The 12,164-nt window shown below is 66.8% G+C and carries 11 protein-coding genes; 9 read left to right on the top strand and 2 right to left on the bottom strand.

All coding sequences use genetic code 11. The annotated features are described in order from the left end of the window. The first annotated feature begins 49 nt into the window (after positions 1 to 49). From E3T43_RS10230 to E3T43_RS10220, 3 genes are all read left to right on the top strand, one after another. The gene (locus tag E3T43_RS10230) at positions 50 to 505 is read left to right on the top strand and encodes a PLD nuclease N-terminal domain-containing protein (RefSeq protein ID WP_134444204.1); all 456 of its coding nucleotides are present in this window, start codon (positions 50 to 52) and stop codon (positions 503 to 505) included. Further along, complete coding sequence (gene menD / locus E3T43_RS10225) at positions 498 to 2,201, top strand: 2-succinyl-5-enolpyruvyl-6-hydroxy-3-cyclohexene-1-carboxylic-acid synthase (protein ID WP_134472381.1); 1,704 nt, start codon at positions 498 to 500, stop codon at positions 2,199 to 2,201. The genes E3T43_RS10230 and menD overlap by 8 nt, the downstream gene beginning before the upstream one ends. Before the next feature lie 520 nt (positions 2,202 to 2,721). Further along, entirely contained in the window at positions 2,722 to 3,453 is a 732-nt protein-coding gene (locus E3T43_RS10220; protein WP_166791300.1) for a hypothetical protein, read from the top strand. Between the two features lie 7 nt (positions 3,454 to 3,460). Here the strand turns inward: E3T43_RS10220 and E3T43_RS10215 are convergent, their stop codons facing one another. Further along, positions 3,461 to 4,693 (bottom strand): isochorismate synthase MenF, encoded by a 1,233-nt coding sequence (locus tag E3T43_RS10215; protein WP_241978921.1) that lies wholly within the window; start codon positions 4,691 to 4,693, stop codon positions 3,461 to 3,463. Positions 4,694 to 4,787: 94 nt separating this feature from the next. On the opposite strand from E3T43_RS10215, the gene ubiE reads away from it, so the two are divergent. Genes ubiE through E3T43_RS10200 form a run of 3 tightly spaced genes read left to right on the top strand, consistent with a single transcriptional unit; the run spans position 4,788 to position 8,012 of the window. Beyond that, the gene (ubiE, locus tag E3T43_RS10210; protein ID WP_104131648.1) at positions 4,788 to 5,489 is read left to right on the top strand and encodes a bifunctional demethylmenaquinone methyltransferase/2-methoxy-6-polyprenyl-1,4-benzoquinol methylase UbiE; all 702 of its coding nucleotides are present in this window, start codon (positions 4,788 to 4,790) and stop codon (positions 5,487 to 5,489) included. Between the two features lie 22 nt (positions 5,490 to 5,511). Beyond that, positions 5,512 to 6,582, top strand: coding sequence for a polyprenyl synthetase family protein (locus E3T43_RS10205; protein WP_241978920.1), 1,071 nt, complete (start codon positions 5,512 to 5,514; stop codon positions 6,580 to 6,582). Between the two features lie 47 nt (positions 6,583 to 6,629). Continuing rightward, positions 6,630 to 8,012, top strand: coding sequence for an FAD-dependent oxidoreductase (locus E3T43_RS10200; protein ID WP_092448418.1), 1,383 nt, complete (start codon positions 6,630 to 6,632; stop codon positions 8,010 to 8,012). 307 nt (positions 8,013 to 8,319) lie between these two features. On the opposite strand, the gene E3T43_RS10195 is transcribed toward E3T43_RS10200, so the two are convergent. Then, the gene (locus E3T43_RS10195; RefSeq protein WP_092448417.1) at positions 8,320 to 8,808 is read right to left on the bottom strand and encodes a YajQ family cyclic di-GMP-binding protein; all 489 of its coding nucleotides are present in this window, start codon (positions 8,806 to 8,808) and stop codon (positions 8,320 to 8,322) included. Positions 8,809 to 9,000: 192 nt separating this feature from the next. Here E3T43_RS10195 and E3T43_RS10190 point away from each other — a divergent pair, with 192 nt between their 5' ends. From E3T43_RS10190 to E3T43_RS10180, 3 genes are read left to right on the top strand one after another with little or no spacing between them, the layout of a single operon-like run. Beyond that, a complete protein-coding gene (locus E3T43_RS10190) occupies positions 9,001 to 10,212 on the top strand; it encodes an efflux RND transporter periplasmic adaptor subunit (protein WP_241978919.1) in 1,212 nt (403 codons plus the stop codon). After that, entirely contained in the window at positions 10,205 to 10,927 is a 723-nt protein-coding gene (locus E3T43_RS10185) for an ABC transporter ATP-binding protein (RefSeq protein ID WP_134472380.1), read from the top strand. The genes E3T43_RS10190 and E3T43_RS10185 overlap by 8 nt, the downstream gene beginning before the upstream one ends. After that, positions 10,924 to 12,156 carry an ABC transporter permease gene (locus E3T43_RS10180; RefSeq protein ID WP_134472379.1) on the top strand — a complete coding sequence of 411 codons (1,233 nt, stop codon included), beginning with the start codon at positions 10,924 to 10,926 and terminating at the stop codon, positions 12,154 to 12,156. The genes E3T43_RS10185 and E3T43_RS10180 overlap by 4 nt, the downstream gene beginning before the upstream one ends. Positions 12,157 to 12,164 lie beyond the last annotated feature (8 nt).

Here is a 12,164-nt window from a genome sequence, read left to right as displayed (position 1 = left end):
CTGAGCATCCGCACATGTCTCTCACGGCCAAGCGCCATACAATCAAGACATGCCCAAGCTCTTGATCGGACTAGGACTGGCCCTGGTCATTCTCACGGTCTACACCCTCGTAGACTGCGCCGTCTTCGACCGCAAACGCATTCGAGGTTTGCCGCGCTGGGTGTGGATTTTCGTCATCGTTCTGGTACCGCTGATCGGCCCGCTGCTCTGGCTGCTGGTCGGCCACGGACGCTCCACCCCCACCACCCGGTCGTACCGATCGGTCGCTCCCGATGACGACCTCGATTTTCTGCGCGGCCTGAACGGCGGCGGCGTGGCCACAGCAACCGGCGAAAACCGGCCATTCAACGAGAAAGACCAGCAGGAGCGCATCCGTCGGATGGAGCAGGACCTCGCCGATCTCGACAAGAACGATCCGACACCGGGCAATGGTACCGGCGTAGACCCGAAGAAGAAGAAAAAGGAACCGGGCGAAGGCGAGCAGCCTGGCCGTCGGGATGCCTGAGCCGTTCAACGGTAGCCCGGCGACCGATTTTAGTTTCTCCCTTCTAAACGAATTTATACGTCTCGGGCTGCGCGACCTCGTGCTCTGTCCCGGTGCGCGTTCGCAGGCGCTCGCGCTGGCCGCGGCCGAGCTGGAACGGGCCGGCGGTATCCGCTTGCATGTGCGCACCGATGAACGCAGCGCCGGCTTTCTCGCGCTCGGGCTTGCGCTCGAGACCGGTCGGCCCGCCCTTGTCGTCGTGACGTCGGGCACGGCCGTGGCCAATTTGCACCCGGCCGTGCTCGAAGCGCACCACGCCGGGGTGCCGATGATCCTGCTGACGGCCGATCGTCCGGCCGAGCTGCGCGGCATCCGTTCGAACCAAACCACCGTGCAGCCCGGCATCTTCGGCGTCGCCACCCGACTGTGCCTTGACGTTCCGGCGCCGGTCGGCGAACCCGACGAGACCGGCATTGCCCAAGCGTTGGCCCGCCAGGCGACGGATGCCGCCACCGGGGAAAGCACCGCCGCACCCGGCCCGGTGCAACTGAATCTGGCGTTTCGGGAGCCGTTGTCGGCCGCGCTTCCTGCTGGATTGCCGAGGGTGACTCCGGCTGCCCCCGTTGCACCTGCCGTCTCGACCGACGGCCCGACCATGCTGCTCGCCCCCGGACCACGCACGGTTGTCGTTGCCGGCGATGGCGCCGGTCCGGAGGCCGAAGAACTCGCCCACGCCGGGGGCTGGCCGCTGCTGGCCGAAGTGTCCAGCGGGGCTCGGTTCGGCCCGAACCTGATTGTGCACTATCGCGAGCTGCTTGGCGCCGTGGATCTGGGCGGCGAGGTCGAGCGCGTGATCGTGTTCGGCCACCCCACGCTCAGCCGAGAAATTCCCGCCCTCATTGAACGCCCCGGTGTGGAGACAATCGTGGTCGCCCCGACCGGACTCGAATGGTACAACCCCGGCCGCTCCGCGCGCGCCTTCACCCGCTCGATTGGACCGGATGCTTCGTGCGCGGCGGCCGCGCGCACCCCGGCCGGTCGGGCGTGGCTGGGACGCTGGGTGATGACCAGCCGGGCCCTCGCCGAGGCGGCGGCCGATGAAGGCCGGGCCCCGATCGACAAACGCGGCATCACCCGCGCCGAGCTGGCCGTGCTGCGGGCACCGCTGACTCGGGCGCTGCTCGTCGACGCGGTGTGGCGGGCGTCGTGGCCGCACGACCGGCTCGTACTCGGCGCCTCCCGGCTCATTCGGGAGGCGGACAAGCGCGTTCCCGGCAAGAAGATCACCGTGCTGGCGAACCGCGGGCTGGCCGGAATCGACGGCACCATTGCGACGGCGCTCGGAGTGGCGCTGGCCAGCCAGGCCGAACCGGAACCGCGCTCGGTCGGAGTGACACGGGTGCTAATGGGCGACCTGACGTTTCTGCACGACGTTGGCTCGCTGCTGCTCGCTCCCGGTGAACCGCGGCCGCGGCTGCAGGTCATTGTCGGAGTCGACGGCGGCGGCAGCATCTTCGACGGCCTCGAGGTCGCGGCAACGGCCCCGGCCGAGGCGATGGAACGGGTGCTGTACACGCCGCGCAGCGTCGACCTTCAAGCCCTCGCTGCTGCCTATGGCTGGGAGTACGAGGTCGCAGCCACGCGGGCCGACCTGGAGCGCGCCCTCACCGGCGCCCCGACCGGTCCGGCCATCCTCGAGGTCCCACTCGTTCGCTGAGTCTGCGTCGCGAGCGCGGGGGCTGAGGGGGTGCAAATCGCTCATCCGGCGCGGGTTTAGGTCGACTTGCGAACCCTCGCGCGGTGGGCGCTGCGCCGCCACGCGCGCCGCGCGGGACCTCCGCCGGTGCGCGGGGGTTCGTCGAGTTCCCGCGCAGCGGCGCAACTCCCGCGAAGCGAGTGTGGCACCGGTCGAGGGTTAGCTGAAGGCCTCCACGATCGGCCGAAACTTCATCTTCGTCTCGGCGAGCTCGCGATCGGGCTTGGATCGACACCGCTCGCACAATATGAGAAATGGTGAATTGAGGCCGGGAATTGAGTTATCCACAGGTTTGCCGTAGGCGGTATTGCAAACCGGCGGCTTGCTACTTTGTGAGGCACACGGATGCCGGGAGGCCAAGATGACCACAGACTCGCACCAGGACAACGCTCAGCCGGGCGGCTCTTCTGAAGAAGCGCTCCAACAGGATCCCCGACCAAATTCCAATCGGCCAGGCGGCATTGCCCTCGCAGCGCTCATCGTGGGGATCGGCGCCTTCGTCACCGGCTGGATTCCAGTTTTGGGTCTGATCCTGGGCATCAACGGGATCGTCCTCGGTGTCCTCGCCATGCGCAGACCGGCCGGTAAATCCTTCGGGCGAGCGGGCCTGATCGGTTCAGCGCTGGCCGGGGTCACCAACGTGCTGGTGACCATGGTGATCGTGATCTCGCTGGCGAGTTCGGGAATCGGCGCGGTGATCATGGCCGGGGGCCAACCCATTGTCACCCCTTGTTACTCCTTCACTGGGCCCCGCGACTACACCAATTCTTTTGGGAACACGCGGGCCTGCGTCACGGCGCTGGAACTGTTGGGCGAACGCGACGCGGACGGTGTCATCCACAAGACGGGGTTTGGCAGCGTCTTAGGCCGCGTAATGGTGACACCGGACGCGATGATGATCACCGACGCAGGGGTGCGGAACGGCAGCCTCGACGACGTGGTCGAGTCTGTGATCGAGACCTACTATCCCGAAGCCGGTGAGGTCACGAGCCCGAAAGAGGCCGTCAGCCTCGACGGCGTCGACGCCAACCTCACGCGCCTGAACGGCACCGCCGAAAACACCCGGACAAGGGCCTTCCTCACCGTCCTCGCGCCGAAGGCTTACCAGTTCGCCGCCGATCCGGTGAAGTTCTTCGTGATCTCCTTCGTCATTCCCGAGGACAACGGTGAGGAAATCATTGCCGCCGCGATCGATTCCTGGCGCTGGAAATAGCCGCGAGCTAGCCGAAGGCTTCGACAATCGGGCGAAACTTCATCTTCGTCTCGGCCAGCTCGCGGTCGGGGTCGGAGTCCAGCACGATGCCGCAGCCGGCGTAGGCGGTAATGCCGCCCTCGGGGGCGACCTGGGCGCAGCGCAGGGCGATCGCCCATTCACCGTCGCCGTCGGCGCCGACCCAGCCGACCGGCCCGGCGTAGCGGCCGCGGTCGAACGGTTCGAGCTCGCGAATGAGGCTCAGGGCTTCGAGGGTCGGAGTTCCGGCGACCGCGGCAGTCGGATGCAACGCAGCGATCAGGTCGAGCGAGGTTGACCCGTCGCTCAGCGTGCCCTCGAGGTCGGTCGCGAGATGCCACAGGTTCGGCAGCTTCACCGTGAACGGAATCTCACTGGTCGCGAGCACCGAGGTGTGCGGGCGCAGCGACTTGAGCACGCTCTGCACGGCGAACTCGTGCTCGTCGCCGTCCTTCGACGAGGTCGCCAGGGTCAGGGCTGCCTCGCGGTCGTCTTCGGCATCCGCTCCCCGCGAGATCGTGCCGGCCAGCACCCGGGCATTGACCGAGCCGTGGTCGGCGCGAATGAGGGTTTCCGGGCTCGACCCGATGAGGCCGTCGACGGCGTAGGTCCAGCAGTCCGGGTAGCCGAGCGCGAGCTTGCTGATGGCGCGGCGCAGGTCGGACTCGGCCGGCACCCGCCCGATCAGGTCGCGGGCGAGCACGACCTTGTTGACCTGTTGCGCGCGAATGCGTTCGATGCCGGAGCTGACCGCGGTGCGAAAGTCTGCGGGGGGTAACGCTCCCGGGAGCAGCGCGATGCGATACTCGTCGCCGAGCGGATGCAGCGCGAGCGGGTTCGCGCCGGCGCTCTGGCCGGTCACGTGAATGCGCGTCACCCAGCACTGGCCGTCTTCGCGGCCGACGATGATTTCGGGCACGATCAGCACGCTGGTCTGCGCGGAGGACTCGTCGAAGGCGAACGCACCGAAGGCCAGCAGCCCGGTGCCGGTGCGGGCCAGCGGGTCGGTCACGGTGGCCAGCGCGACGACTTGTTTCCACGCCGCCGCAGCATCCGTCATGCGGGTCGGGCCGGAGAATTCGAGCCGCAGCGCGCAGCCGATGCCAGCCAAACCCTGGTTGCGACGCATCCAGAGAAGAGGCGTGCGGCCATCGAGCAGCAGGATCAGTTGGCGGATATCGGCTATCGGGGAGGTTTCGACCGTCAAGGCCTGCACATTCACTTCTGTAGCCTACGCCCGCGCCGCTGCTCCTATACGAACGCGTACCCCGGCAACCATGCAGTTTCGCCCCGCCCGCGCGACCTAGAATGATGGGGTGAATAGAGCAGACCTGAACAAACGGCCCGCGCAGGTGGCTGCCATGTTCGACGAGGTGGCCGCCCACTATGACCGCACAAATGCGTTGCTGTCGGTCGGCAACGCGTCGCTCTGGCGCCTCGCCACCACCAAGGCCGTCAACCCGCAAGCCGGGGAGCGCATTCTGGACATCGCCGCCGGCACCGGAACGTCCAGCGCAGCCCTCGCCCACAGTGGCGCCCACGTCGTGGCCGCCGACTTCTCGGCCGGCATGATCGAGGTCGGCAAGACCCGTCACGCGCACAACCCGAACATCGAATTCGTGCAGGCCGACGCCACGGCGCTTCCCTTCAAAGACAACGAATTCGACGCCGTCACAATCTCCTTCGGGCTGCGCAACGTGGTCGAACCGAAGAAGGCGCTCGCCGAGTTCTACCGGGTGACCAAGCCCGGCGGCCGCGTCGTCATCTGCGAGTTCTCGACCCCGCCGCTCACGCTCGTGCGCCAGAGCTATTTCGCCTACCTCAACCACGTGATGCCGCGGGTCGTGCGGCTCGCCTCGTCGAACGCCGAGGCCTACGACTACCTCGGCGAGTCCATCGCGGCCTGGCCGACCCAGCCGGTATTAAGCGGATGGCTGCGCTCGGCCGGCTACTCCAGCGTCGCCTACCGCAATCTCACGCTCGGCATCGTGGCGCTGCACCGTGGAACCAAATCCTGATCAACTCGATAGGCTGACTTACGTGAAATCCAGAGCCCCCGTGATCCGACGCAGCGCGTCGGTGACTAGCCAGGCGGGCCTCGGCGATCGTATCTTCTCGACTTCCGCCGATCGTGGCCTGGCCGCGAACATCGATTCCGGCATTGAACAGGTCGAAGCCGCCCTGCTCGCCGAACTGGTCTACGCCAACGAAATCGCCACGGTCACCAGCCGCTACCTGCTCAACGCGGGCGGCAAACGGGTGCGTCCCATGCTCGCGCTGCTCACCGCGCACCTGGGCGAGGGCATTCTGCCCGACGTGGTCACCGCGGCGACGGCCATCGAACTGACCCACCTCGCCTCGCTCTACCACGACGACGTGATGGATGATGCCGACAAGCGTCGCGGCGTACCGAGCGCCCAAACGGTGTGGGGCAACTCCATCGCTATCCTCACCGGGGACCTGTTGTTTGCCCGTGCCAGTCAGCTGATGGCCCGGCTCGGTGAGCGCGCCATCAAGCTGCAGGCGACCACCTTCGAGCGCCTCGTGATGGGCCAGTTTCAGGAGACGGTCGGCCCGCGCGCCGGCGACGACCCGGTCGAGCATTACATTCAGGTGCTCGCCGGCAAAACCGGCTCGCTCATCGCGGCAGCCGCGCAGGGCGGGGTGGTGTTCTCCAACGCTCCGGCCGAGTTCGAGCAGCCCGTCGTCGACTTCGGCGAAAAGATCGGCGTGGCCTTTCAGCTCATCGACGATGTGCTCGACCTGTCGCCGCAGCCGCAGGAGACCGGCAAGGTGCCGGGAACGGACCTCCGGGCGGGAGTGGTGACGTTGCCGCTGCTTCGGTTGCGGGAACGCGCCGTGAGCGATGGGGCATCCGCTGATCTGCTGCAGCGACTCGAACGCGACGTCATGTCGGCCGGCGCTGAACAGGGTGAGGCTGCCGATGCGGCCATCACCGCGCTGCGCGAGCACGCCGTCACCGCCGAAACCCTCGCCGAGGCGCACGGCTGGGCCCGCGACGCGGTAGCTGCCCTCGCCCTGCTGCCGAAGGGCTCGGTTAAGAAAGCTCTCACCCGATTCGCCGAGACCATCGTCGAGCGCTCCAGCTAGAGCGTGTTGGGGCTTGCCCCGACTGCTCGCGCAGTAAGGAAACTTCCGTGACCAAATTGAGACTGGCTATCGTCGGCGCAGGCCCGGCCGGCATCTACGCCGCCGATATTCTGCTCAAGGCTGAGCGTAACTTTGAGGTCTCGATCGACCTGTTCGACCACCTTCCCGCGCCGTATGGGCTGGTGCGCTACGGCGTCGCGCCCGACCACCCGCGCATCAAGGGCATCATCACCGCCCTGCGCGGGGTGCTCGACAGCGGCGATATTCGCGTGTTCGGCAATGTGCGGTTCGGTGTCGATATCACCCTCGACGACCTCAAGAAGCACTACAACGCGGTCATCTTCGCGACCGGGGCCGTGCAGGACGCCGACCTCAACATTCCGGGCGCCTCGCTCGACGGCTCCTACGGCGCAGCCGACTTCGTCAGCTGGTTCGACGGTCACCCCGATGTGCCGCGCACCTGGCCGCTCGAGGCCCGCGAGATCGCCGTGATCGGCAACGGCAACGTGGCCCTCGACGTGTCCCGCATGCTGATCAAGCACGCCGAGGACCTGCTTCCGACCGAGATTCCCGGAAACGTGTACGACGGGCTCGCGGCGTCACCGGTGACCGACGTGCACGTGTTTGGGCGCCGCGGGCCGACATCCGTTAAATTCACGCCGCTTGAGCTGCGCGAGATCGGCGAGCTGAACGACGTCGACATGATCGTCTACGACGAGGACTTCGACTACGACGAAGCAGCCAAGGATGCCGTCGCGAGCAACAAACAGGTTTTCGTGATCGACAAGACGCTGAACGCGTGGCGCGCCCGCGAGACCGGCACGGCCAGCCGCCGCCTGCACCTGCACTTCTTCGCCAAGCCGGTCGAGGTCGTCGATGACGGCACCGGCCGGGTAGCTGCGTTTCGCTGGGAACGTACCATAACGGATGCCGCCGGCGGCGTCGTCGGCACCGGTGAGATTCGCGAGATCCCGGTTCAGGCCGTGTACCGGGCGGTCGGCTACTTCGGGTCCGAGCTGGCCGACGTGCCGTTCGACAAGAAGCGCGGTGTGATTCCCAACCGCGAGGGTCAGGTGCTGCGGCGTGACCCCTCGGCCGGGACCGGCGGGCTGTTCAACCAGCAGATGTACGGCGTCTACGCGACCGGCTGGATCAAGCGCGGGCCGGTCGGCCTGATCGGCCATACCAAAAGCGACGCGATGGAGACCATCAAGCACCTGATCAATGACCTCGGGAACTGGTGGCGGCCCGAGTCGCCGTCGGAGGAGAGTATCGTGGCGCTGCTCTCCGATCGCGGCGTGCGCTACACCGGACTTGACGGCTGGCACAACCTGGACCAGCACGAGCTCGCGCTCGGTGAGGCGGCCGGCCGCATCCGCATTAAGGTCGTCGATCGCGACGAAATGGTCGCGGTCTCCCGCGCGGAGTAGCCCGCGCCGCCCCTCTCTTCTGACCGGGCCCGGGCCCGGAAACGGGGCCCATGATCCATCATGGGCCCGCTTCCATAAGGTGGGCCCGGCGACGGACTTCCACGAGGGGGGTTCTCGAACGCCGGGTGGCACAGAATGCCCGGTGTCTCGCGCCGAGCAAGAGTCCTATTCTGACCGGGCCCGGGCCCGGGCCCGGGAACGGGGCCCATGATCCATCATGGGCCCGCTTCCATAGGGTGGGCCCGGCGACCAAAATGGTGCGGGAGGTGCGGGAGGTGCGGGAGGTGCGGGAGGTGCGGGCGTGCGGCTAGCGGAAGTTCGTGAACTGCAGGGCCACGTCGAGGTCCTTGCCCTTGAGTAGGGCCATGACCGCCTGCAGGTCGTCGCGGCTCTTCGAGCTGACCCGCAGTTCGTCGCCCTGAATCTGGCTCTTGACGCCCTTGGGCCCCTCATCGCGAATGATCTTGCTGATCTTCTTCGCGTTCTCCTGGTCGATCCCGGCCTTCATCGACGTCTCGATGCGGTACTCCTTTCCGGAGGCGAACGGCTCGCCGGCATCGAGGCTGCGCAGGGAGATGCCGCGCTTGATCAGCTTGGACTCGAAGACCTCGAGGATCGCCTTGACGCGCTCCTCGGTGTTTGCCTTCATGAGCACCTTCTCGCCGCTCATCGCGATCGAGGCCCCCACGTTCTTGAAGTCGTAGCGCTGCGCGACTTCCTTGTGCGCCTGGTTGAGGGCGTTGTCGACCTCCATCGGGTCGACCTTGCTGACGATGTCGAACGTTGAATCTGCCATTCCCCCATGGTATCCGACCCGCGAGAGCGCAAAAAGTGCCCGATTGGGGTGCTCAAACAGGCACTTTCTGCGCTCTCGCTCGGGTCATAGCCAATTGATAGGCCACGGATGCCTCGGGCATAGACAGCGTCCTTAGGTTCGTTGTAGCGGCACAGGGAACAACGTGCCGAAGGTGAATATCTGAGGAGAACAATGAAGCTGCGCACACGCATCCGTCAAATGAAAGCCCGGTGGTGGATGCTCAGCGGCGGCGTCATCGTGCTCGCCCTGATCGGCGGCGGGGCCTGGTGGTTCATTGCCGCCCAGCCGACCAGTGCCGAGGCCACTCCGGCCACCCAGACCGTTGCCGCGAGTCTCGAGACCATGCAACAGAGCGTCACGGTGAGCGGCACCCTCACCCCGACCGTGCAGGAGGAGGTGTCCTTCGCGGCATCCGGAAACGTCACCGGGGTGAACGTGGCCGTCGGAACGGTGGTCTCGGCGGGCGACGTGCTCGCTACCGTCGACACCCTCACCGTCGACGCCGAGCTGCTCGCGGCCCGCGCCACCCTCGCCTCCGCTGCAGCGAAACTGGCCGACAGCGAGGATGCGAGTGACACAAGCACGGCCGACCTGGCCCAGATCGCCGCCAACGAGGCCAGCGTGACCACGGCACAGAACGGTGTCGATGAGGCCCTGGCCGCGCAAGCTGCCGTCACACTCACCGCGCCGGTCGCCGGACTCATCACCGTGGTCAACGTCGCCCTCGGCGAGGCCGTCTCGGGCGGCAGCACGACCGGCGGCGCAGCGAGCGGCGGCGCAGCGGCCGGAACGGCGGAAACCGGAGCCGGCGCGACGACCACCGCCAGCAGCGCCGCCTTCACCATCGTCGGCACCGACTCCTGGACCGTTGACTTCACCGTCGGTGAGACGGATGCCGCCCTCATTGCGGCCGATAACCAGGTCGAATTGGCACTCGATGACGGCACTGAGTTTTTCGGCACCGTCTCCGAGGTCGGCCTGCTGCCCTCAACGAGCACCGGTGTGGTCGCCTACCCGGTCGTCGTCGTGGTCACCGGATCCACTGAGGGCCTCTATGACGGCGTCGCGGTGACCGCGGACATCGTGTACGAACGCCGCACCGACGTGCTGACGGTGGCTAGCGCCGCTGTGACCATCGTGGATGGGGCATCCGTTGTGACCGTACTGGACGCCGACGGTAACGAGGTCTCGACGCCGGTCACCGTCGGGGCCACGATCGGCAACCTCACCGAGATCACCGAGGGACTCGCCGAGGGCGACGAGGTCGTCATGGCATCCTTCACCCCCGGCAGCGGCAACACCGGCACCGACCGCACCGGCATGATGCCCCCCGGCGGCGACATGCCGGCCGGTCAGATGCCTGGAGGTCCCGACAATGGTTAACGCGAAAACTAAATCGGATACCCCGGTCATCGAATTGCGTAACGCCGGCAAGACCTACCGCTCCGGCAGCATCGAATTCGAAGCCCTCACGGGCATCGACCTCGCGATTCATGAGGGCGAATACGTCGCCATTATGGGGCCATCGGGGTCGGGAAAGTCCACGATCATGAATATTCTCGGCTGCCTCGACACCCTCAGCCGCGGCGAATACCGCCTCGGCGGCACCGACGTGAACGGTCTCGACGAGGTCGAACTCGCCGAGATTCGCAACCGCCAGATCGGGTTCGTGTTTCAGGGCTTTAACCTGCTGTCGTCGCTGACGGCCTGGCGCAACGTGGAATTGCCGCTGATCTATGGGGGAGTGCCGCGGCACGAGCGCAAAGCCCGCGCCGAGCAGGCGCTCGACCGGGTCGGTCTCGGTGACCGGTTCGAGAATCGGCCGGGCGAGCTCTCCGGCGGACAGCAGCAGCGCGTGGCCGTGGCTCGCGCCCTGGTCGGTGAGCCGACCATGATTCTGGCCGACGAACCGACCGGAAACCTCGACTCGGTGTCGACCCAGGACGTGCTCGCCCTGTTCGACGAACTGCACTCCCGCGGCCGCACCATCGTGCTCATCACGCACGAGCTCGAGGTCGCCCGCCGGGCCGCCCGCATCGTCTGGGTGCGCGACGGCGAAATTCTCCGGGACGAACTGACCGAGGAGGTTGCCGTATGAGCTGGCTGGAATCCTTCCGCACCAGCTGGAGCGCCGTCTACTCGCACGCACTGCGCTCGATCCTTACGGTGCTCGGCATTCTGATCGGAATCGCCGCCGTCATCCTCACCGTCGGCCTCGGCCTCGGCACCCAGAAAGACGTCAGCGCGCAGATCAGTTCGCTCGGCAGTAACCTGCTGATCATCGCCCCCGGCAGCAGCACCGACACCGCCGGTCTGCGGGGCGGCTTCGGCTCGACTTCGACGCTGACCATAGCGGATGCGCAGGCGCTTACGTCGAGCGTTAACGCTCCCGATATTTCCGCGGTCGCCGCCGAAAAGACCCTGTCGCTGTCGCTCGAAGCGAATGATACGAACTGGACGACATCCGTTACCGGCACGACCACCTCGTGGCTGGACGTGCGCGCCCGCACTCTCAGCATGGGCGCGTTCATCAGTGACGACGACGAGGAAACCTCGGCCGCGGTCGTGGTGCTCGGCCCTGAGACCGCCGACGAACTATTCGGCACCCAGCGGGTGGTCGGCCAGTCCGTGGTGATCAGCGACAAAACGTTCCAGGTGATCGGGGTGCTCGAGTCCGCCGGGTCGGATTCCTCGGCCAACCTCGACGATATGGCCATCGTGCCGTTCTCGACTGCGGCGAGCGTGCTGGTCGGCGGCACCGAAAGTTCCGCCGTGTCGACCATCTACCTGCAGGCCGCCAGCGACACTCAGCTTTCCGCCGCGTATCAGGAGGCCGAAACCCTGTTGCTGAACCTGCACTCCATCACCGACAGCACGGCCGCCGACTTCACCATCAGCAGCCAGGACGCCCTGGTGAGCACCGCAACGGCCGTTTACGAGACGCTCACGATTCTGCTCACCGGCGTCGCGGCGCTGTCGTTGCTGGTCGGCGGCATCGGCGTCATGAACATTATGCTCGTCTCGGTCTCGGAGCGCACCCGCGAGATCGGCCTCCGCAAGGCCCTCGGGGCGCCGCCAGGCGCCATCCGCCGGCAGTTTCTGATCGAGGCGGCCATTCTCGGCCTCAGCGGCGGACTGCTCGGCGCGATACTCGGGGTCACCGCGGCCCTGCTGTTGCCGGGTGTGATCGGCAGCTCGATCGTCGTCTCGCCGGCCGCGGTCGGGCTCTCCATCGGCGTCGCCATCGTGATCGGCATCAGCTTCGGCGTCTACCCGGCAACCCGGGCCGCCCGCCTCGCTCCCATTGACGCCCTGCGCAGTGAATAACTTCCATG

Source organism: Cryobacterium sp. Hh7 (genome assembly GCF_004403155.1).
Taxonomy (GTDB): Bacteria; Actinomycetota; Actinomycetes; order Actinomycetales; family Microbacteriaceae; genus Cryobacterium; species Cryobacterium levicorallinum.
This window is presented reverse-complemented; position numbering and strand designations above follow the sequence as displayed.